The sequence below is a fragment of the Micromonospora rosaria genome (assembly GCF_001567585.1).
In the GTDB taxonomy this organism is placed as follows: Bacteria; Actinomycetota; Actinomycetes; order Mycobacteriales; family Micromonosporaceae; genus Micromonospora; species Micromonospora rosaria.
Window position 1 is genome coordinate 1 of record NZ_LRQV01000006.1, and the last position, 20,279, is coordinate 20,279.

The following is a 20,279-nucleotide window of genomic DNA, read 5'->3' on the forward strand; positions in this document are numbered from 1 at the left end:
ACCCCGCCGCCGGCCCCGACCGCCGCCGCGCCGACCCTGCCCCGGTCCGGCGCACCGCAGGCCCCGCCCGGCGTGCCGCCGACCCCGACCGCCGGGCCGGTGGTGGCCCCGCCGCCGGGGCCGGTCGAGCCGCAGCCGGCGCCGACCGCCGCCGGGCGGGTGGCCGGGGCCCGTTCGCGGCCCGGCCAGCCGGTCACCACCGTCGCGGCGGAGCCCCGATGAGCGGCGTACCGGGCGGACCTGACAACCGGAGCGCGGGCCTGGAGCGTCCACTCGACATGGCCGAGGACGAACTGGCGCGGGCGGTACGGGAGTCGTTCCACCGCCAGGTCACCGCGCCCCGGCCGCTGCCCGTGGACCCGGCCGACCGGGCCATCCGCCGGGCCAACCGGACCCTGCGCCGCCGTACCGTGACCGGGGTGGCGCTGGCCGCGGTCGCCACGGCGGTGGTCAGCGCCGGCACCGCCCAGCTCGGCGGCCAGGCGGGCCGGCCGAACACCCCGACGGTGGTGCTCGGCGAGCAGTCCCACCCGTCGGCGTCGCCCGGCCCGGCCCGCCCCGCGCCGCCCGCCGTCGGCGCGGTCCGCGCCGAGACGGACCTGATCGTCGGCACCTCCCTGGGCACCACCGACGGCCGGCAACTCGAACTGGACGGGGTCGGCCCGATCGACCGCGCCCAGCGGATGGCGGACGACGCCGGCTGGCTGGTCGTGGGCGGCCCGACCGCCGCCGGGCGTACCCTCTGGGCGGTCCAGCCCACCGGCGCGGTCCAGGTGCTCCTGGCCGGCGCGGCGACGATCGTGGTCGGTGCCGACGGGACGCGGGTCGCCTGGCGCGACGGCGGGCACCTGCTCACCGCCGGCGTGGTCGGGGGCCAACTGGTCGCCACCGCCCGGACCCCGGCGACCGGTCCGGCCACCGTGGCCGGCGTCGTCGGCGACACCGTGCTGGTCCGCCCGGACCCGGCCCGGCCCGGCCACACGCTGTGGCGGCCGGCCGACGGACCGCCCGCCGCCCCCGCCGACCCGGCCACCGTGCAGGTCTACGGCAGCCGCCCGGACGGCCGCCTCGTCGGCCAGCTCGTCGACGCCGCCGGCCGGTCCTGCCTGGCCCTGCTCGACCCGACCCGCCGGCTGGCCCCGGACCGGTCGAGCTGCGTACCGCTCGCCGCCGACGGCCCCGGCGCGGTGTCGCCCGACGGCCGGTGGCTGCTGGTCAACGGCGACGCGGAGGGCGGTACCCGGGCGCTCCTGGTCGACCTCGACACGCTCGGGTCGACCCCGGCGGTCCGGGTGGCCGGCCCGGTGGCGACCGGCGCGGTGGCCTGGGCGACGCCGCAGAGCGCGCTGTACGTCGACACCGGCGGCAACCTGGTACGGCTGCGCGTCGACCGGGTGCTCGCCGGGGACCGGGGCACCTCGACCACGCTGGCCGGGGCGGGACCGCAGAGCCGTACCGTGGTGGTCGTGCCCAGCCGGCCCTGACCGGCCGGTCGCCCGGCCCCGGTACCGTCGGGCGGTGCGTACGCCCCCCGCCCGGCCCGGCCCCCGGATCGACCTGCACGCCCACTCGACCGCCAGCGACGGCACGCTGACCCCGGCGGAGCTGGTCCGGGCCGCCGCCGGGGCCGGTCTCGACGTGCTGGCCATCACCGACCACGACACCACCGCCGGCTGGGCGCCGGCCCTGGCGGCCCTGCCGCGCGGGCTCAGCCTGGTCCGGGGCGCGGAGATCTCCTGCATCTGGGCGGGCGTGACCCCGGCGGTGTCGCTGCACCTGCTGGCGTACCTCTTCGATCCGGACGACCCGGCGCTGGCGGCCGAGCTGACCCGGATGCGGGCCGGCCGGGAGGTGCGCGCCGAACGGATCGTCGACCTGCTCCGGGCCGACGGGATCGAGGTGAGCTGGGCGGAGGTGCTGGCCGGGGCGGGCGGTGGCGCGGTGGGCCGACCGCATATCGCGGCGGCGCTGATCCGGGCCGGCCTGGTCGCCACCACCAGCGAGGCGTTCGGGCCGCGCTGGCTCGGCGAGCGGTACCGGATCATGAAGGAGGACCTCGACGTGTTCCGCGCCGTCGAGCTGGTCCGGGCCGCCGGGGGCGTGCCGGTCTTCGCCCACCCCCGGGCCAGCCGCCGGGGCCCGACCGTCCCGGACGAGCTGATCGCGGCGCTGGCCGAGGCCGGGCTGGCCGGCCTGGAGGCCGACCACGAGGACCACTCGCCGGCCGAGCGGGCGCACGTGCGGGGGCTCGCCGCCGACCTCGGCCTGCTGGTCACCGGGTCGTCGGACTTCCACGGCACGCACAAGACCGTCCGGCTCGGCGCGTTCACCACCGACCCGGCGGCGTACGAGCGGATCGTCGCCGAGTCCAGCGGGGTGACCGGGGTCGCAACCGGTTGACCCGGGGTCGCGCCGGTGCCGGCGCGACTACCGTGATCGCGTGGACGCCAAGCTCTTCGGTGAGGTCTTCGTGACCCTGCTGGTCATCGTCGACCCGCCGGGGATGATGCCCATCTTCCTCGCGCTGACCGGGCCGCTGTCGGCCCGGGAGCGCCACCGCGCCGCCTGGCAGGCGGTGGCGCTGGCGCTCGGCGTCATCGTGGTCTTCGCGGTGGCCGGGCAGACCCTGCTGGCGTACCTGCACGTCGACCTGCCGGCGTTGCAGGCCGCCGGTGGCCTGCTGCTGATCCTGGTGGCCCTGGAACTGCTCACCGGCAAGACCGACGACCCCACCAAGCAGGCGACCTCCAACATCGCGCTGGTGCCGCTGGGCACCCCGCTGCTGGCCGGCCCCGGCGCGATCGTGGCGACCATGCTCTTCGTGCAGCAGAGCGGGGGCCCGGCGGACTACGTCTCGATCGCCGCCGCGATCGTCGCGGTGATGCTGACGGTCTGGGTGGTGCTCCGGTTCTCCGGCGGGATCGTCAAGGTGCTGCGGCCGGGCGGGATCGAGGTGCTGACCCGGATCGCCGGCCTGCTGCTGGCCGCCATCGCGGTGCAGCTCATCGCGGACGCGGTGGCCGCCTTCGTCACCCAGTACAGCAGCCTGGCCTGACCCGGCCGGGGCGGGCGCGGTGCGGCGGGGAGGCCCGTGTCGTACCGGGATGGCAGGATCGCAGGGGTGCGACGATCCTCTCCGACGCCCCGCCCGGCCGCCGGTGGCCGGGCCCCCCGCCCCCGCGCCGGGCAGCCCGAGCAGCTCGGCTTCGACGGCATGCCGGAGCGCCTCTTCGTCTGCACACCGAGCAAGCTCGGCGCGTACGCGGACTGCCCCCGGCGGTACCGCTACGCCTACGTCGACCGGCCGGCCCCGCCGAAGGGCCCGCCCTGGGCGCACAACTCGCTCGGCACCAGCGTGCACACCGCCCTGAAGAACTGGTACGCCCTGCCCGCCGACCGGCGGCGGCCCGAGGCGCTGGCCGGGCTGCTCAAGGGCACCTGGGTCGGCGACGGGTACCGCGACGACGAGCAGGAGCGGGCCGCCTTCCGGCAGGCGCTGGGCTGGCTGGAGTCCTACGTCGACACGCTGGAACCCGGGGTGGAGCCGCTGGGCGTGGAGCGGGTGGTGGCGGTGAAGACCTCGGTGCTGGCCTTCAACGGCCGCGCCGACCGGATCGACGCCCGCACCGGCGAGGCCGGCCCGGAGCTGGCCATCGTCGACTACAAGACCGGCCGGTCCGGCCTGGACGCCGACGACGCCCGGGGCTCCCAGGCCCTCGCCCTCTACGCGTACGCGGCGCAGCGGGTATTCCGCCGCCCGTGCCACCGGGTGGAGCTGCACCACCTGCCCACCGGCACGGTCGCCGGCCACGACCACACCCCCGAGTCGCTGGCCCGGCAGGTCGCCCGCGCCGAGGACACCGCCCGGGACATCATGGCCGCCGAACGCGCGGTGGCCGACGGCAGCGACCCCGACGAGGCCTTCCCCACCACGCCCAGCCAGCGCTGCGGCTGGTGCGACTACCGACGGTCCTGCCCGGCCGGGTCCCAGGTCGCCGGCCGGGAGCCGTGGGCGGCGATGGAGAACACCCTCACCGCACCGCCGGCCCGACCGGCCCCGGAGTAGCCCGCACCGGCCGGGTGCCCGCCGCGCGGGAGTCGGCCGTCGCCGGACGGGGTGACGGCTCAGGCGGCGGCGGTGAGGCGGGCCGCCCGCTCCCGGCCGGCGATCTGGATCGGCCCGATCAGCAGGTGCTGCGGCAGGGCGCGCAGGGCCAGCCGCAGGGCCCGGACGCTCACGTCGGCCGAGAGGGCGGTGGTGGGCAGCCCCAGCCCGCCGTACAGCCGGCGGGCCCAGGCGGGCAGCAGGCTGACCGCGGTGCCGGCGAGGCCCAGGTACGCCCAGCGGGGCGGGCCCAGGGTCAGCCCGATCCGCAGCGGCAGGCTGACCTTCCACGGGATCGGCGGCACGGTGAGGAACAGCGCCGTCTCGGCCGCCTCCCGGGTCATCCGCAGCTCCGGGCGGACGTCGCGGTAGTACCGCTCGACCTCCTCGGCGGTGCCGGGCACGGTGGCCGGGTCCAACCCGATCAGGGCGGCGACCCGCCGCTGCTCGGTGTAGTACCGGTCCACCTCGGCGTCGGTCAGCGCCAGCCCGGCCCGGCGGGCGGTGGTGACGAACGACTCGACCTCGGTGACGTGCACCCAGCGCAGCAGGTCGGGCTCGTCCACCCGGAACTCCGCGCCGGTGACCGGGTCACGGGCCCGCATCCGGGCGTGCCGGGCCCGGATCCGGCGGCCGGCCGCCTCCGCCTCGGCGGTGGTGCCGAAGAGGGTGGTCGCCACGTAGGTGGAGGTCCGCATCAGCCGACCCCAGGCGTCCGTCCGGTAGTTGCTGTTCTGCGCCACCCCGGCCATCGCCCGGGGGTGCAACGCCTGCAGGTAGAGCGAGCGCAGGCCGGCGACCATCAGGACCGGTTCCTTGTGCACCTTCCACGTGACCGATCCCGGACCGAACAGGCCGACGTCCTCGGAGTCATCCACCCGACCAAGAGTGCCACGGTGCCCGGCGCGCGCACCCCGGCCGGGTCAGTGGTCGGCGCGGCGGCGGGCCTGGCAGCCGGGGCAGAGACCCCAGAAGGTCACCTCCGCCTCGTCGACCTCGAAGCCGTGCGAGCTGCTCGGGTCGAGGCAGGGCGCGCTGCCGGTGGCGCAGTCGACGTCGGCGATCTCGCCGCAGCCCCGGCACACCACGTGGTGGTGGTTGTCACCAACCCGCGCCTCGTACCGGGCGGGACTGCCGGCCGGCTCGATCCGCCGGGACAGCCCGGCCCGGGAGAACGCGCCGAGGATGTCGTACACGGCCTGGGTGGAGACGGAGTCGAGCCGTTCGCGGACCCGGCGGGTGATCTCGTCGACCTCCAGGTGGCCGCCGGAGGCGAGGACGTCGAGCACGGCGAGGCGCGGCCGGGTGACCCGCAGGCCCCTCGACCGGAGCAGATCCTCACCGCCGGACATGAATCCATCACAGCACGCGGTGACCAGGGCGACAAGCGGCCGGTCAGGAGGGGTGGCCCCGGACACAGGCATGGACCGGGGTGAACGTGGTTGAACCGGACCGGCGTCGGCTGCGTGTACGGCGGTGACAGGGCAGTCGGCCCGAAAGGGCGTACGCTGGCTGCCCACGACCGCATCCCACCGCCGGAGGTGTCGGTGTTCAGGGAATTCCTGGGCCTGCCGTTGCACGCGCTCGTCGTCCACGCGGCCGTGACACTCATACCGCTGCTCGCGGTGCTCGCCGCCGTGTACGTCCTCCGCCCGACATGGCGGCCCAAGCTGGACTGGGCGGTGGCGCTCAGCGCGCTCGGCGCTCCGGTGGTGGCGTTCGTCTCCACCCAGTCCGGTGAGGCGCTCCAGAACGCGCTGATCGACAAGGGCTACCAGCAGGAGGCCCTGGACGAGATCTACCACCACTCGTTGCAGGGCGACATGCTGTTCCGGTTCACCGTGGCGCTGTCCCTGGCGACCCTGGCCCTGCTGGTGGTCAACAGCCGCAGCCGGAAGGTGGCGAAGCTGCCGTCGTGGGTCGGCCGGGTGCTGTCGGTGCTGGTGGTGGTGCTGTCGATCCCGGTGCTGATCTACACCGTCCGGGCCGGGCACACCGGCGCGGAGACGCTCTGGCAGGACACCTTCTAGACGGGGCGCTGCGGTCCCGTCGGGCGCTCCGGTCGGACCGGGGGCGTCGGTGCCACGGCCTGTCGAGCTGCCCCGCCGGTGGGACCGGCGGATGGTCGGTGAGGCGTGCCCCGTTCATGCGGGCAGGTCGACAGGCTGAGCGGGGCGTGTCCCCGCCCCGGACACCACACCCCGTCGGGCTCAGAAGACCAGCCGGGAGCAGAGCAGGCAGAGCAGGACCAGCAGCACCACCCCGGCCACCGCGCCGACGCCGTAGGTGATCCGCTGGGCCCGCTGCTCGGCGCTGTCCAGCCCGGCCATGTCCTGCGGCGGCAGGTGGCGCGGCGGCGCGGGTTGCAGGTGCAGCGGAGGACGCCAGCCGGGCGGCGGCGCGACCGTGGGCGGCGGACCGGCGTACCCGCCGGGGCCGGTGCCGGGCCGGGACGGCCCGGCAGCCGTCGATGCGGCCGGCGGACCCAAGCCGGGCGGCCCGTCCGGCGATGCCGGCGGGCGTCGCCAGTAGTCGTCCTCGGGGCTGGCACCACTGGGCGTCGTCACGCCGGTCGACGCTACCAACGTCCCCGCCCGTGAGGGTGGTGGCCGGCTATCCTTGCCCCTCGTGAGCGCTGTGCATCCCGGGGTACGCGGGGACGACGACCGGACCGTCGACTTCGGCGAGGACTTCGTCGTGCTGCCCGAGCAGACGGCCGACGACACCGACCGGGGGTGGGGCGAGCACAGCGGCGGCAACGACGACCGGCTGCTCGCCGAGCGTCCGCCGCACTGGGACTGACCCGCCCCGCCGCGCGGTCAGGACGAGCTGGAGCCGGCGCTGGAGCTGCTGGCGGCCGGGGTCTTCGTCGCGCCGCCGCCGGTCGAGCCGCCCGACGAGCCGGTGCCCGACCCGGACGAGGAACCCGACGACGAGCTGGCCGACCCCGACGAGGAGCCGGTGGAGCTGGTCGACGAGGAGTCGGCGCCGGACTTGCCGGAGCCGCCGCCGCTCTTGCCCTCCGACCCCGAGGTGCGGGAGTCGGTGCGGTAGAAACCGGACCCCTTGAACACCACCCCGACGGAGTTGAACACCTTGCGCAGCCGGCCCTCGCACGCCGGGCACTCGGTCAACGGCGCGTCGGCGAAGGACTGCACCGCCTCGAGTTGGTTGCCGCACGCGGTGCAGGCGTACTGGTACGTGGGCACGGTCTCCTCCGGATCTCCGACGGCCGATTGGCACTCGACGTATTCGAGTGCCAATGGTGCGTCATCGGACCCGGGTTCGTCCAGCGGAAGTGCCGGGGCCGACATCCGGCCCGGGGGACAGCTCGATCACGCCTGAGGCCGGGGTGACCACCGCCCGGACCGGCCGGTCGTGCGGTAGCGCCGGCAGCGACCCGACCAGTTCCCCGTCGTGCAGCAGCGCCACGGTCGGCACGGTCGCCGGCACCCGGGCCAGCGCCCGGTCGTACGAGCCGCCGCCCCGGCCCAGCCGCAGGCCCCGGCGGTCCACCGCGAGCGCCGGCACCACCACCAGGTCCGCCGAGGCGATGGCGGTCACCCCGAGCCGGGGCCCGCCGGGCTCCCGCATCCCCCGCCCCGCCGCGACGAGCGCGCCGTCGTACACCGCCCAGTCCAGGTCCAGGTCCGGCCGGAGCACCGGCAGCAGCAGGTCCGCCGAGGGCGGCAGGGCGGCCCGGAGCACCGCCGGCAGGTCCGGGCCGCCGGGTTCGGAGCCCACCGGGACGTACCCGGCCAGCCGCCGGGGGCGCAGCCGGCGTACCAGGTCGGTCAGCGCGGCCACCACGCGCCCGGCGGCGTCGGCCCGCTGCTCGGCGGTGAGTGCCCGGCGGTGCGCGAGCAGCTCGACCCGGGTGTGCCGTTTCGTCTCAGCGGTCACTTCCGCTTCATCAGAAAAATCAGGCACGCAACACTCCTGACGCAACGTTTGTCTAGCGGTGGCTCTGTGTCAGCATCGCAGCATCGGGCGCGGAACTGCCGGGGGGAAGCGTGACGTTACGCGGGCGGCTCACCGCAGCCTTCCTGGCGGTGGTGCTCGGCCCGGTCCTGCTGGGCGCGTTCCTGGTCGGCTCGGCCGTGGTCGCGGTCGACCGGAGCCGCTCGACCGAACGGCTCGGGGTGGCCGCCGCCGCCGTGCGTACCTCGGTGGACGCGCTCTGCCAGCAACTGCGCGCGGCGGCCGACGCGGTCGCCCTCACCGCCGAGGCGGCCCGCCCCGGCACCGCCGACCAGGTGGTCAGCCGAGGGCTGGCCGCCGCCGTACAGGTCACCGACGCCACCGGCCGGGTCACCTACACCACCCCCGGCGCGCCGACGACGCCCTGGTGGGACTGCACCGCCGCGCCGGCCGGCGGCGGCCCGGTCCGGGCCCTGTCCGCCCGGGTCGACCTGCGCGACCCGGCCGGCGTCGCGCGGGGTACGGTCGCCGCCGCCTGGCAGGTCGACACGGCGTTGGTGGCCCGGCTGGCCGCGGTGACCGGGGTCGCCGTGGACCTGCTCGACGGGCCGGCCGGCCCCGCCGACGCCACGGCCGTCACCGACCGGCCGCGACCGGCCGCCGCGCCGGACCGGGTCACCGAGGTCGACGGCCGGTACCTGCGGCGGGTCGGCCCCGCCCCGGGGCAGCCGTTGCCGCTGCTGCTCTCGGTGCCCAGCGACCGACCGACCGGCCTGTACCCGGCGCTGGTCGCCGCCGTCCTGCTCGCCGGGCTGCTGGCGGTGCTGGCCGCCGCGCGGCTGGCCCGGGTGACCACCCGGCCGCTGGTGGAGCTGGCCGGCGCGGCGGACCGGGTGGCCCGGGGCGACCTGACCGCCCGGGTGCCGGTGCGCAGCCAGGACGAGATCGGCCGGCTGGCCACCGCCTTCAACCGGATGACCCGGGAGACCGACTGCTACGTGCAGGCCCTGACCACCAGCCGGGACCAGCTCCGCAGTCACCTGGCGGTGCTCGGGGACACCCTGGCCAGCACCCACGACCTGCAACGCATCCTGCGGGTGATCCTGCACAGCGCGATCGTGGCGACCGGCGCGCGGGCCGGCGCGGTGCTGCTGCTGGACACCTCCGGCACCCTGGTCGGCCGGTGCGCCGAGGGGCTGGCCGGGCGGTGGCCGGACGACGACCCGGCCGGCCCGGCGATGCTGCGGGTACCCGTCGGCCACGGGGTGGTCGGCGCGGTCGCGGCCACCGGCGAGCCCCGGCGGGGCCGGGCCGACCCGGCCGCCCCGGTGGGCTCCGGCGAGCCACGCTGCGCCACGTACGTCGCGGTGCCGTTCACCGTCCCCGACGCCGCCCCGACCGACCCGGACCCGACGGAGGCCAGCGGGCCCGGCCCGACGGCACCGGCGGACCGGGCTGGCGGGCCCGAGCCGGACGGGCCGGACGGGCCTGACGGGCCGGACGGGCAGGGCGCGGCGGCCGGCGGCGGGGCGGCCATCGGCGTGCTGGTCCTCTACGACCGGCACGGCGGCGACGAGTTCGACGACGACGACCTGGCCACCCTGGGCGCCTTCGCCGGCCACGCCGCCGTGGCGGTGGACAACGTCCGGATCCACGAGGAGGCGCAACGGCTCTCGCTGACCGACCCGCTCACCGGGCTGTGGAACTACCGGTACCTGCGCGAGTCGCTGCGCCGGGAGGTGGAACGGGCCAACCGGTTTGGTCGGATGCTCAGCGTCCTCGCCCTCGACCTGGACCGGTTCAAGGTGGTCAACGACACGTACGGGCACGCGGCCGGGGACGCGGTGCTGGCCGAGTTCGCCCACCGGCTGCGCGGCGAGATCCGCGAGGTCGACCTGGCCTTCCGGCAGGGCGGGGAGGAGTTCGTCCTGCTGCTGCCGGAGACCGACGCGCGGGGCGCGGCGATCGTCGCCGAGCGGCTCGGCGCGGTGGTCCGGGACAGCCCGATCATCGTCGGCACGAACACCGGTGTCACGGTTCCGGTGCCGGTCACCGTCTCCGTCGGCATCGCCGTCTACCCGGACCACGCCACCGTCGGGCAGCAGGTGCTCGACGCCGCCGACAGCGCCCTCTACGCGGCCAAGGCGGCTGGTCGGGACACGTACCGGGTGGCCGAGCCACCGGCCCGGCCCACCCGCAAGGAGATCCCCGTCGCGGTCCGGGCGGTCACCCCCGCCGACGGGCTCCCGCGCGCCGGTGCGCCGGGCGGCGCGTCTTCCGGGCCACACCCGCCGCGGCAGGGCCGTGGCCGATAGTCTCGCGACATGTCGGAGCACTCAGCGAACCCCTCAACGGCGACCCCTCCCACCGGCCGCCCACGCGCGGTCAAGGCCGTCATCCCGGCCGCCGGCCTCGCGACCCGGTTCCTGCCCGCCACCAAGGCGGTGCCCAAGGAGCTGCTGCCGGTGATCGACCGACCGGTGTTGCAGTACATCGTCGAGGAGGCGGCTCAGGCCGGCCTCGCCGACGTGCTGCTGATCACCGGCCGGGGCAAGACATCGATGGTGGACCACTTCGACCGCCGCCCCGACCTGGAGGCCCGGCTGGAGGCCAAGGGCGACGCCGAGCGGCTGGCCGCCGTGAAGCGCCCGAGCGAGCTGGCCGAGATCTACACCTGCCGGCAGCCGGAGCAGCTCGGCCTCGGGCACGCCGTCGGGTACGCCGAGTCGCACGTCGGCGACCAGCCCTTCGCGGTGCTGCTCGGCGACGAGTTCGTCAAGCCGGACGAGCCGCTGCTGCCGGCGATGCTGGAGCTGCAGGCCCGTACCGGTGGGGTGGTGCTCGCCTTCTTCGAGGTCGACCCGGCCGAGACCAAGCGGTACGGGATCGCCTCGGTGGAGCCCGCCGAGGCGGAGCTGACCGACGTCGGCGAGGTCGTCAAGGTCACCGGCATGGTGGAGAAGCCGAAGCCGGAGGAGGCGCCGAGCAACCTCGCCGTCCTCGGCCGGTACGTGCTGCCGGGGAAGATCTTCGACGCGATCAGGCGCACCGAGCCGGGCAGCGGCGGGGAGATCCAGCTCACCGACGCGATGGAGCTGCTGCGCAACGAGGGCACCCCGGTGCACGCGATCGTCTACCGGGGCACCCGCTACGACACCGGGATGCCGCTGGGGTACCTCCAGACAGTGGTGCAGATCGCCGCCGAGCGCGAGGATCTCGGCGGCGAGTTCCGCAAGTGGCTGGCCGAGTTCGTCAACTCCGACGCGTCGGGTGGGCCTAGTACATGACCGCGACGGCCGACGCCGAGGCGGCCGAAAACGAGTTGACGCCGCTCGCCGAATACCTGGGCAGTGTGCTGCGCAGGTTACGTGCGCTGCCTCCGCTCGACCTCGACCTCACCCAGGCGTACGGCAACGTCCTCGCCGAGGACGTCGTCGCCCCGCACGCGTACCCGGCGTTCGACCAGGCGGCGGTGGACGGGTACGCGGCGCGCTGGGAGGACCTCGTCGGATCCGGCCGGGGCGGCGGCTACGCCCCGGCCGGCTCCCGCAACCCGCAGAACCGCACCGTGCGGCTCAACGTGGTCGGTGACCTCGGTGCGGCGAGCTGGCGACCGGTCCGGCTGACCCCCGGGGCCTGCTTCTCGGTGGCGGCCGGCGCGCCGCTGCCCATCGCCGCCGACGTGGTGGTGCCCGTCGAGTGGACCGACCAGGGCATGGCCGCCGTGGAGATCTACCGGGTGCCCAAGCGCGGCTACGGGCTGCGCCGGGCCGGGGAGGAGTTGCCGGCCGGCACGCTGCTCGCCCGCGCCGGCACGTACGTCTCGCCGGCCCTGGTCGCGGTGCTGGCCGCCACCGGCATCGGGCACGTGGTGGTGCGGCCCAGCCCCCGGGTGGTCGTGGTGGCCACCGGCGACGAACTCGTCGACGTGGGCCGGGGCAGCCAGCCGGGCCAGGTGGTCGACGCCAACTCGCACGCGCTCACCGCCGCCGCGGCCGAGGCCGGCGCGCTGGCGTACCGGGTGGGCATCTGCGACGACGACCCGGAGGGGCTGCGCGGCCTGCTGGAGGACCAGACCCTGCGGGCCGACCTGATCATCACCACCGGGGGAACCGGGACCGGCCCCGGGGACATGGTGCGGCGCATCCTGTCCCGGCGGGAGGGCGGGCGGGCCGGGCCGGTCACCTTCACCGACGTGGCGCTCTACCCCGGCGCGGCCCTGGGCTTCGGTACCGTCGGCGCGGAGGAGGTGCCGGTGGTCTGCCTGCCCGGCGAGCCCGGCGCCGCGCTGATCGGCTTCGAGGTGCTGGCCCGCCCGGCGATCAACCTGCTGGCCGGGGCGGAACCGGTCTTCCGGCCCAGCGTCCGGGCCCACCTGCTGGAGACCATCACCTCGCCGGGCGGGCTGCGCGAGTTCCGGCCGGCCCACGTCGCCGAGCGTCGAGGCGGTGGGTACACTGTGCAACCGCTCAGCGGCGGCCCGTACACACTGTCCGGGTTGGCCGAGGCGAACGGCCTGCTGGTACTCGGCGAGCGGGTGACCACGGCCGCCGCCGGCTCCACCGTGGACGTCCTCCTGCTGGACCGCCGCCGTTGAGTTCTGCTGGTACGAGCGGAGGGTTAGCTCTGTGAGCTGGTTCAGGCGGCCTCCGGGCTGGCCGGTGGTGCTGATGGACGGTCCGGTGGTGCTCCGGCCGTACCGGCGCTCGGACGCGACGGCCTGGTCCCAGGTGCGCCGGGCGAACCGGTCCTGGCTCGCCCCCTGGGAGTCGGCCCTGCCGGGCAGTTGGGACGAGCTGAACTCGCCGTCGGCGTACCGCTGGGTGTACCGCGACCAGCGCCGCTCGGCCAACAGCGGCGAGGGCATGCCGTTCGCCGTCTGCCTGCGGGAAAACGGCGAGGAACGGCTCGTCGGCCACCTCAACGTGGGCAGCATCGTGCGGCGGGCCTTCTGCTCCGGGTACGTCGGGTACTGGGTGGACTCCCGGGTGGCCGGTCGCGGTGTGATCCCGACCGCCCTGGCACTCGCTGTGGATCATGCTTTCGGTCCAGGTGGACTCCACCGGGTCGAGGTCAACATCCGCCCGGAGAACAAGCCTTCCCGCCGGGTGGTCGAGAAACTGGGCTTCCGCGAAGAGTCGTACCACGTGCGGTACATGCACATCGACGGCGCCTGGCGCGACCACATCGGATACGCGATGACCAGCGAGGAGGTCGCCCTCGAAGGCGGCCTGCTGGCCCGCTGGCACCGGGTCCAGGCCGGCGAAGCCTGAACTGTGAGTCCCGTCGCCGGGCCTGCCTGCTCGGCGCGTTGCGCAAACTTCCTGGTCGACGGCCCGTAACCTCAGGTAACTGCAAGCTGCGGCAGGCGCGGAAAGCCCGCAGGATCTTCAGTACCGGAGGTGCCCGGTGGAAGATCCTGCGGCCGGTAGGCGGTTGTCCCGACACTGGTGACGGGAGGGGTGAGGGTGCCGACCTCGGTGCTCCTCGCCGTCCTCGCCGCCGCCGGTCTGCTCGCCCTCGCCCCGGCGCTGGTTCGTCGGTACGACGCCACCGAGCGGCTGGTGGCGGAGCGGGCGCAGTCGACGGCGCGGGTGCTCCAGCGCCGCCGACGGCGTCGTACTGTCCCCGGCCGGCTGCCCGTCAACACGTCCCGCACCCTCGTCGTCACCCTGAGCCCCGATCCGGCCACGGGTGGCCTCACCGCCCCCTCGGCTGGCGCTGGCGGCGCTGCTGGCGCTCATGGTGCTGGTGGGGCCGCTGGGGCAGGGGCCGCCGCACCGGTCTCCCCGGCACCACCGGGCGCGGCCGGCCGCCGGGGCGCGGCCCGCCGGGCGAAGCGACTGCGCGCCGTACCGCCCGCGCCGAAGCGCGCCCGCCGCCGCCCGCCGATCCGCCGGCACACCCCGGCCATCTACCGGCGACGCCGGGTCCTGGCCGCCCTGCTGCTGCTCAACGTCGTCGAGCTGATCGGCGTGGTGGTGGTCGGCCCCGGCTTCTGGATCAGCTTCTCGGTCACCGGCACCCTCCTCGTGGCGTACGTCTTCCACCTGCGCAGCCGGGCGGTGGCCGACCGCCGACGGCGGCGGGAGCAGGCCCGCGAGGCCGCCTGGCTGGCCGCCCGGCAGGCCGAGGTGCGCCGGGAGCAGGCCCGCCGGGCAGCGGCCCGCCGGGAGGCCCAGCGCCGCCTGGCCGCCCAACGCGAAGGGGTACGCCGCGCCGCGATGGGCCTGGACCGCCCCGCCGACCTGCCCGCCGTGGCCAGCGGCGGCGCCTCGGTCTCGTACCGCCGCTCCGGTGGCCTGCGGGGCCGCCCGTACCAGTCCGGCCGCAACACCCCCCACTCCGCCTGACCGGGCGCCCGCCGCGGCGCGCACGCTGCCCCTCTCGGCCGGCGGCGGTATCCACCTGAACGTCCTGTCGAGCTGCCCCGCCGATGGGACCACCAGGGCCGCCCGGCCACCTCCAGCGACGAGTCCCCGCTCCCCGCTCCCCGCACCTCCCGCTGGTGACCTTGGAAGATTTCGGCCCCTCGAAGGGCCGTTTTCTTCCAAGGTCCACTGGTCGGGGCGGTGCGGCGGGGTGGATTCGCGCCGGGGGCGGCCGGGCTGATAGCCTTGTCGCCGGCCCGCCCGGTGTGTTCCGGACGGGGCCGACGCCGGCACGCCGGCGGAGGGGCTGTGGCGCAGACCGGTAGCGCACCTCGTTCGCATCGAGGGGGTCAGGGGTTCAAATCCCCTCAGCTCCACCCAGTGGTACACCGCTCGACCGCAGGTCAGGCCCCCTCCGAAGAGGGGGCCTGAGTTGTTGTAGGGGACAGGTAGGGGAATCCGCTACCTCACCCCTCGTCCTCGATCTGCCGGGCCCGCGCCAGCCCTTCGGCGAACCCCCGCGCCCGCCCCTGCCTGATCCCCTCGCCCCACGCCTCCGCGATGGCCGGGACCGCCTTCTCCGTCACGAGCTGGTCGACCCACGCGCGGATGCGCTCGTCATCGACCGCGGTGTCGGCCAGCGTCTGCCGACCCGCGCCGGCCGTCAGGCGGGGGACGTCCTCCGCCAGGAGATCCAGGTCCAGGACGCACATCGCCCTCACGTTCTCCACCCGTTCGCGGTGGCGCTCATCCAGCCGCCGCAGATCCCGGCGCACCCGGGCCTGACCGACCCCCGCCGCGGTCACACCCAAGACCACCAGACCCGCCACGCCGATCGTTCGCGCCGTACTGCCTGTGACGCGACCTAGCTTCCCCACGGTCTTCCTCCCCTTCACCCATCAGTAGCTGCGCTGCTGCGATGGAGTCCTGATCAGACTCCAACGCCATGATCATGTCTAGTCACTGGCCGTGAAATAGCCAGGCGGTCAGGGGGCACACATGTACGAACGGGCTACTAGATCAACGGGCTCGCACAGCACAAGCGGGCGATCACCCGACGTCCGACACTCCATGCCGCCACCGGTCCTGCCCGAACGGACGACGCCGCCCGCTACTCGTACCAGCTGACCGCCCGGGGCTGGAGCAGCCCCGGCGGGTCCACCCCCACCACCTCCACGCGCGGCACCCGGTGTGGAGGGAGGTGCCCCCAGCTCTCCATCACCACCAGGTCGATGCTCCGGTCGGCCATCAGCCGGACGACGCCCGGCCAGCGGCTCGCGTCGGGTGTCTCGGCCACCACGTCCCGAACGTGGTAGCCGGCCTCCTGACACCACCTCACGCCTCTGCGTGCCCACTGCGCACCAGCCGAGGTGGGCCCGTAGACCACCGCACGGAGACCCGGCCGTCGTGCTGGCCGCCCCCGGCCGATGATCTCGACGCGGGCGAGTCGGTCCTGTGGCAGATCGGCCAGTGTGGCCACCACGACGACGTCGACCTCTCGGTCGGCCATCATCCGGAGGACGTCACCCCACCGGCTCGCGGTGGCGACCTCGTCCACGACGGACAGCAACTGGTAGCCCCGCTTCGTGCACCAAGCGGCGCAGACCGGATGCCAGCGGCCGATGTCCCGGGCGGGCCCGTAGACTGCGGCGCGCATCATGCCGGAGGTGTGCCGGCCCCGAGGGGCACGTAGCGCGCTGCGGAGGGCTCCCACCTGGACGTTCGCGTGATGAATCGCATTCACGGAGTTTCATCGATCATGGACGCATCGACATGCACCGTCGCCCAGTTTTGCAGATGGCGCTACTCCCGAAACATCGCCGTAACTGATCCAGGCAGGGTTTCGTTCTTTAGTCGGATCACTGTGCCCTGAGAAGCCCGCCGCAGGTCGCCCTGCTGAGAGCTGACGACCTACTCGGTCGGGCGGTCCGCAGGCACCCGCACCACGGTCCGGTCGGCGGGGTACAGGTCCTGGAGGCCGTCCGGGGAGGTCACGATCAGCAGCGGCCAGCCCTCCGCGGGGGCGTACGTCTCCCGCTCCTGCGGCGTTGGCGGCCTGGACGTCACTGTGGAACCCGGCTCGGCCACGATCACCTCAGGTTCGACGGGCTCTCGCACGACCACACCGTAGCCCCGCACGACGGTGGCGATGCCCTCCTGCCGGAGCTGGATCAGGGCGGCGCGGGCCGTCTTGCCGGCGACCCCGTAGGTCTGCGCGAGCGTCAGCTCGGACGGCAGGCGCTGACCGGGCCTGATCTGCCCAGACGTGATCTGCTCGCGGAGGATGTCGGCGAGCTCGTGGTAGCCCACCGGCGGCTGCCCCGGGAAGATCACCACCGCAGGCTATGGCTGCCCTCGGATTGGGCTAGCTCGGTAGATAGCTAGCGCAATTTCGACGTGGACCACGCCTTACAGGGGTCGCCGTCCGTTCACAGTGTGGAACGGGGGAGTACCGTCCGAAGTGGCGGCCCGCCGGAGTAGAGGCCGGCGGCTCGCCGCCCAGTCCTCTACCTGGGAGACACCATGGAGTCGAGCAGTATCGGAGACAACCTCGCCCAGATCCGCCGGGAGTCCCGGCTCACGCAGGAGCAGCTCGCCGAGCGCTCTGGCGTCAGCATTGAGGTCATCAGCAAGCTGGAGCAGGGCCGCCGCCAGGGCGCCCGGATCCCGACCCTGAACAAGCTGGCCCGCGCCCTCAGGGTGCCGACCAGCGCCCTGTTCGGCGACGGCGCCCGGGCAGCCGCCGACCGTGACCCCGACGCCAACCCCATCAGCCTGGTCGGCGTGCGACAGGTCCTCGCCCCCGCCGTCGGTCTCGGCGGGCCAACCGCCAACCAGGCCGACCCGCCGCCGACCCTCGCCACCGCCCGCCAAGCCGTCGCCGACGCCAGCCGCAGCTACTACGCCGACGACTACGCCACTACCCTCGGCGCGCTTCCCCGGCTGCTGTTCACCGCCCGCGACCTGGTCGCCGCAACCGACGGGGACGACCAGCTCACCGCCCACGGCATCGCCGCCGAAGCTCACCAGGTGGCTGCCCAACTCCTGCTCCAGCTTCGCCAGGTCGACCTGGCGCACACCGCCGCCACCACGGCGGTCGACCACGCCCGCCGCTCCGGCGTCCAGACCATCGGCGCGTCGGTGATCTGCACCCTCGTGTGGGTGCTCATGCGCGAAGGTCGCTTCGACGAGGCCGAACGCCTCGCCGTCGACACTGCCGACCAGGTCGAGCCGCGGCTGTCCACGGCCACCGTGGCGGAGCTGTCCGCGTGGGGGTGGCTGCTGCTGCGCGGCGCGGCAGCGGCAGCCCGCGACGCACGCGACGACACCGCCCAGGAGCTGTTGTCTCTGGCGACCGCCGGTGCCAGCCGCCTCGACGGCCGGCCGGTTCCCCCGGGCGAGTTCGGGGCCGGCGAGGTGCGGGTCATGCAGGTCGAGACGGCCGTGATCGCTGGGCAGCCTGACCGGGCGCTGGAGCTCAGCGAGGGGATGCCCACCCCGGCCGGCGGGGTGGCCTCCTGGTCGTGGCAGCGTCACCGCCTGGACGTCGCTCACGTCCGCGCTCAGCTCGGTCAGTACGCCGACGCCACGGCGGTGCTGCGGGACCTGGCCGACCGGTCGCCGGCGTGGCTGCGGCAGCAGCGGTACGCGCGGGACATCGTGGACGGCATCGCCGCTGGCCGGCGACGGGCGATGACGGATGAGCTGGCCGAGCTGGCTGAGCTGGTGGGCTGCACCTCCCGGTAGTGCATTCTGCACGGGTTGTGGACGCCGGTCGGGTCGGTCGTGCGTTCTGGCCCTGTGCCGTTCACCCTGGTCACGCCACCCTGTGATGGTGCGGTGACTCGCTGCCGGTTACCCGGCAACCCGGGCGAGTCGCCGCACCCCAGGGCGGCGGTGACGGTCCTTCCACGAGCTCCCGCCGCCCTCCCATCACTCCGGCGGGGCTGCGACGAGAGTGCGCCGCCCCCGGCATCAGGGGGCAGGCATGATCAGACGACGCACCCGGCGCGACTCCGAGCCGCCGGTGTCCGGGGCCGCGATCCAGGCCGCCGAGCACGAGGCCGCGAAGCAGCGGATCCTCGACCAGGCCGAGGCCGAGCGGACCCCGGTCGACGACATCACGCAGGCCGTCAGGGTCGGGCGGAGGTCGGCCCGGTGAGCGTCGACGAGGCGGTCGACCCGTTCTCCGTGGCCATCGTCGCCCGGCGGGTGCTGTCCGCACACGAGGCGGGCCGGCCCTGCTGGCGTTGCACGGGAGACACCATCGCCGGCTGCCCGGAGGCGCGGTGGTTCCAGGACCAGGTGGCAGCACGGTGAACGAAGTCCCGATAGGCCGCCGGGTCGCGTACTGGCGCAACCAGCGCGGGATGTCGCAGCAGGTGTTCGCCGACCGGCTCGGCAAGTCGAAGAGCTGGGTGGACAAGGTCGAACGCGGCGTCCGGTCCCTCGACAAGGTGTCGGTGCTCCGCGACGTCGCCGAGCTGCTCAACGTCGACCCCGACGTGCTGCTCGCCGACACCGGCCAGCCCGATCCGGAGCAGCGCGCCGCGGACCGCGTCGACGCCGTCCGCAGCGCGCTGACCCGGCACCCCGGCCTGGCACCCCCGGCCGGACCGGCACCCGACCCGGACCGGCACCGGGCCCGGATCGCGCACGCCGACGCGGTGTACGGGCACGGCCGGTACCCGGCGCTGCTCGGGCTCCTGCCCAGCCTGCTCGACGACAGCCACCGGGTACCGGCCGATCAGCGGGTCCAGGTGTACCGGCTCACCGCGCTGACCCTGGTGAAGCTCGACGTCGTCGACCTCGCGTGGCTGGCCGCCGACCGGGGCCTCGCCGTGGCCACCGGCGCGGACGATCCGGTCGTGGCGGCCGGTGCCGCAGCGCCGCTCGGGCAGGTGCTGCGCGCCGCCGGCCGGCACCGCCACGCCTTCGAGACGGCGATCGTCAGCGCGCACCAGGTCGTGCCGCTGGACGACGAGGGGACGGCCGCCGAGCGGGCCGCGTGCGCGGCGCTGCTGCTCCAGGCCGCGCTGGCCGCCGCCGAGCAGCACGACCCGCCGACGGTGGCCGAGCTGCTGGACGACGCGCACGGGATGACCGAGCCGGCCGGGCCGGAGCGGGCGGCCGTCGACGCGGCGCGGGTCGCCGCAGCGGCAGCCCTGGGCGACGGGCGGCACGCCGTCGCCCAGCACGAGGCGCTGACGGCCGGCCCGGGGTGGGGGCTGCTGCCGCTGGAGCACCGGGCCGCGCACCTGGTCGACGTTGCGCCGGCGTACGTGCTGGCGGGTGACCTGATCGGCGCCGGGCGGGTGCTGCTGGCGGCGGACCGGCTCGCGCCGGCGGAAGTCCGGGTGCGGCCTGCCGGGCGTGCGGCGCTGGCCGGGGTGCTCGGCGGCACGCGGCACCCGGACCCGGCGCTGCTGGCGGTGGCGGAGGCCGCCGGCGTGGACGCGGCCCGGTGAGCGCCCTGGTCGTGCCGGCCGGCACGCGCCTGTCCCTCGCCGCCGGCGAGTGGGCGAGCCACCTGGGTCTGCCCGGCGCGGCGCCGCTGGAGGTGCGGACCGTCGCTGCGCCGGCCGGCGGGGTCGACGCCGCGCCGGTCGGCATGGTGTGGGTGCGTGGCCACCTGCCGGAGTGTCAGCGGGACGGGTGCGCCCGGTCGTGGTGCGTGCGGGTCGCCGTGCTCCTGGACGTGCTCTACGACGCGGTCGCCGGTAGCACGCCGGGCCCGTGATCAGGCGGTTATCCACAGACCGAGCGCTGTCCACAGGCCGGGCCTGGTGCGGGTTGCCGGGCCCGGCCGCCCTGGTGGAGGGTGAGCGGGTCGGCGTGGCCACTCTCCAGCCGCCGGCCGCGCCCGGGTGGTGGTGGGGCGG

The 20,279-nt window shown here is 75.3% G+C and carries 24 protein-coding genes, 1 tRNA gene and 1 pseudogene; 18 read left to right on the plus strand and 8 right to left on the minus strand.

All coding sequences use genetic code 11. The features are described 5' to 3' along the window. The 5 genes and pseudogenes from AWW66_RS34200 to AWW66_RS03085 all read left to right on the plus strand — a co-directional run. Nucleotides 1-222 (plus strand): annotated as a pseudogene (locus AWW66_RS34200) (hypothetical protein); the annotation flags it as partial. Next, on the plus strand, nt 219-1,484 hold the full coding sequence (locus AWW66_RS03070; RefSeq protein ID WP_067359767.1) for a hypothetical protein: 1,266 nt from the start codon (nt 219-221) through the stop codon (nt 1,482-1,484). The pseudogene AWW66_RS34200 and the gene AWW66_RS03070, both read left to right, overlap by 4 nt. Before the next feature lie 34 nt (nt 1,485-1,518). Then, complete coding sequence (locus AWW66_RS03075; protein ID WP_067359768.1) at nt 1,519-2,400, plus strand: PHP domain-containing protein; 882 nt, start codon at nt 1,519-1,521, stop codon at nt 2,398-2,400. A 40-nt stretch (nt 2,401-2,440) separates the two neighbouring features. After that, the gene (locus tag AWW66_RS03080) at nt 2,441-3,055 is read left to right on the plus strand and encodes a MarC family protein (protein ID WP_067359769.1); all 615 of its coding nucleotides are present in this window, start codon (nt 2,441-2,443) and stop codon (nt 3,053-3,055) included. A gap of 66 nt (nt 3,056-3,121) precedes the next feature. Continuing rightward, nucleotides 3,122-4,066: a RecB family exonuclease gene (locus AWW66_RS03085; protein ID WP_067359770.1), complete on the plus strand. Its 945-nt coding sequence runs from the start codon at nt 3,122-3,124 to the stop codon at nt 4,064-4,066. Between the two features lie 59 nt (nt 4,067-4,125). Here the strand turns inward: AWW66_RS03085 and AWW66_RS03090 are convergent, their stop codons facing one another. Then, nucleotides 4,126-4,983: an oxygenase MpaB family protein gene (locus tag AWW66_RS03090; RefSeq protein ID WP_067359771.1), complete on the minus strand. Its 858-nt coding sequence runs from the start codon at nt 4,981-4,983 to the stop codon at nt 4,126-4,128. 45 nt (nt 4,984-5,028) lie between these two features. Beyond that, on the minus strand, nt 5,029-5,457 hold the full coding sequence (locus AWW66_RS03095; protein ID WP_067359772.1) for a Fur family transcriptional regulator: 429 nt from the start codon (nt 5,455-5,457) through the stop codon (nt 5,029-5,031). 195 nt (nt 5,458-5,652) lie between these two features. Here AWW66_RS03095 and AWW66_RS03100 point away from each other — a divergent pair, with 195 nt between their 5' ends. Continuing rightward, nucleotides 5,653-6,135 (plus strand): DUF2231 domain-containing protein, encoded by a 483-nt coding sequence (locus AWW66_RS03100; RefSeq protein WP_067359882.1) that lies wholly within the window; start codon nt 5,653-5,655, stop codon nt 6,133-6,135. Between the two features lie 180 nt (nt 6,136-6,315). Here AWW66_RS03100 and AWW66_RS03105 read toward each other — a convergent pair whose 3' ends face one another. Beyond that, nucleotides 6,316-6,672: a hypothetical protein gene (locus tag AWW66_RS03105; RefSeq protein WP_067359773.1), complete on the minus strand. Its 357-nt coding sequence runs from the start codon at nt 6,670-6,672 to the stop codon at nt 6,316-6,318. Nucleotides 6,673-6,733: 61 nt separating this feature from the next. Between AWW66_RS03105 and AWW66_RS34205 the strand changes: the two genes are divergently transcribed. After that, nucleotides 6,734-6,907 (plus strand): hypothetical protein, encoded by a 174-nt coding sequence (locus AWW66_RS34205; protein WP_169807049.1) that lies wholly within the window; start codon nt 6,734-6,736, stop codon nt 6,905-6,907. A 17-nt stretch (nt 6,908-6,924) separates the two neighbouring features. On the opposite strand, the gene AWW66_RS03115 is transcribed toward AWW66_RS34205, so the two are convergent. Both AWW66_RS03115 and AWW66_RS03120 read right to left on the minus strand, forming a co-directional pair. Then, nucleotides 6,925-7,314, minus strand: coding sequence for an FmdB family zinc ribbon protein (locus AWW66_RS03115; protein ID WP_067359775.1), 390 nt, complete (start codon nt 7,312-7,314; stop codon nt 6,925-6,927). A 61-nt stretch (nt 7,315-7,375) separates the two neighbouring features. Further along, nucleotides 7,376-8,035 carry a 5-formyltetrahydrofolate cyclo-ligase gene (locus AWW66_RS03120; RefSeq protein WP_067359776.1) on the minus strand — a complete coding sequence of 220 codons (660 nt, stop codon included), beginning with the start codon at nt 8,033-8,035 and terminating at the stop codon, nt 7,376-7,378. Nucleotides 8,036-8,118: 83 nt separating this feature from the next. Here AWW66_RS03120 and AWW66_RS03125 point away from each other — a divergent pair, with 83 nt between their 5' ends. The 6 genes from AWW66_RS03125 (at nt 8,119) to AWW66_RS03150 (ending at nt 14,774) form a co-directional block, all read left to right on the plus strand. Further along, nucleotides 8,119-10,341 carry a diguanylate cyclase gene (locus tag AWW66_RS03125; protein WP_211271823.1) on the plus strand — a complete coding sequence of 741 codons (2,223 nt, stop codon included), beginning with the start codon at nt 8,119-8,121 and terminating at the stop codon, nt 10,339-10,341. A gap of 9 nt (nt 10,342-10,350) precedes the next feature. Then, entirely contained in the window at nt 10,351-11,313 is a 963-nt protein-coding gene (locus AWW66_RS03130) for a UTP--glucose-1-phosphate uridylyltransferase (RefSeq protein ID WP_067359778.1), read from the plus strand. After that, on the plus strand, nt 11,310-12,623 hold the full coding sequence (locus AWW66_RS03135; RefSeq protein ID WP_067359779.1) for a molybdopterin molybdotransferase MoeA: 1,314 nt from the start codon (nt 11,310-11,312) through the stop codon (nt 12,621-12,623). The genes AWW66_RS03130 and AWW66_RS03135 overlap by 4 nt, the downstream gene beginning before the upstream one ends. A 73-nt stretch (nt 12,624-12,696) precedes the next feature. Continuing rightward, a complete protein-coding gene (locus tag AWW66_RS03140) occupies nt 12,697-13,299 on the plus strand; it encodes a GNAT family N-acetyltransferase (RefSeq protein ID WP_067359884.1) in 603 nt (200 codons plus the stop codon). A gap of 189 nt (nt 13,300-13,488) precedes the next feature. After that, nucleotides 13,489-14,379, plus strand: a complete 891-nt coding sequence (gene sepX, locus AWW66_RS03145; RefSeq protein ID WP_211271824.1) for a divisome protein SepX/GlpR — start codon at nt 13,489-13,491, stop codon at nt 14,377-14,379. Nucleotides 14,380-14,700: 321 nt separating this feature from the next. After that, a tRNA-Ala gene (locus AWW66_RS03150) sits at nt 14,701-14,774 on the plus strand. Nucleotides 14,775-14,864: 90 nt separating this feature from the next. On the opposite strand, the gene AWW66_RS03155 is transcribed toward AWW66_RS03150, so the two are convergent. The 3 genes from AWW66_RS03155 to AWW66_RS03165 all read right to left on the minus strand — a co-directional run bounded on the left by AWW66_RS03155 (nt 14,865) and on the right by AWW66_RS03165 (nt 16,731). After that, complete coding sequence (locus AWW66_RS03155; protein ID WP_157527094.1) at nt 14,865-15,128, minus strand: hypothetical protein; 264 nt, start codon at nt 15,126-15,128, stop codon at nt 14,865-14,867. Nucleotides 15,129-15,508: 380 nt separating this feature from the next. Beyond that, nucleotides 15,509-16,057, minus strand: coding sequence for a hypothetical protein (locus tag AWW66_RS33330; protein WP_067359885.1), 549 nt, complete (start codon nt 16,055-16,057; stop codon nt 15,509-15,511). Nucleotides 16,058-16,308: 251 nt separating this feature from the next. After that, complete coding sequence (locus AWW66_RS03165) at nt 16,309-16,731, minus strand: GntR family transcriptional regulator (protein ID WP_067359887.1); 423 nt, start codon at nt 16,729-16,731, stop codon at nt 16,309-16,311. 189 nt (nt 16,732-16,920) lie between these two features. Between AWW66_RS03165 and AWW66_RS03170 the strand changes: the two genes are divergently transcribed. The 5 genes from AWW66_RS03170 (at nt 16,921) to AWW66_RS03180 (ending at nt 20,137) form a co-directional block, all read left to right on the plus strand. Beyond that, a complete protein-coding gene (locus tag AWW66_RS03170; RefSeq protein WP_067359782.1) occupies nt 16,921-18,144 on the plus strand; it encodes a helix-turn-helix domain-containing protein in 1,224 nt (407 codons plus the stop codon). A 241-nt stretch (nt 18,145-18,385) separates the two neighbouring features. Continuing rightward, nucleotides 18,386-18,559, plus strand: a complete 174-nt coding sequence (locus AWW66_RS34210) for a hypothetical protein (RefSeq protein WP_169807050.1) — start codon at nt 18,386-18,388, stop codon at nt 18,557-18,559. After that, nucleotides 18,556-18,717 (plus strand): hypothetical protein, encoded by a 162-nt coding sequence (locus AWW66_RS33335; protein WP_157527096.1) that lies wholly within the window; start codon nt 18,556-18,558, stop codon nt 18,715-18,717. Before AWW66_RS34210 ends, AWW66_RS33335 begins: the two co-directional genes overlap by 4 nt. Next, nucleotides 18,714-19,865: a helix-turn-helix domain-containing protein gene (locus tag AWW66_RS03175; protein ID WP_067359783.1), complete on the plus strand. Its 1,152-nt coding sequence runs from the start codon at nt 18,714-18,716 to the stop codon at nt 19,863-19,865. The genes AWW66_RS33335 and AWW66_RS03175 overlap by 4 nt, the downstream gene beginning before the upstream one ends. Then, a complete protein-coding gene (locus AWW66_RS03180) occupies nt 19,862-20,137 on the plus strand; it encodes a hypothetical protein (protein WP_067359784.1) in 276 nt (91 codons plus the stop codon). The genes AWW66_RS03175 and AWW66_RS03180 overlap by 4 nt, the downstream gene beginning before the upstream one ends. Nucleotides 20,138-20,279 lie beyond the last annotated feature (142 nt).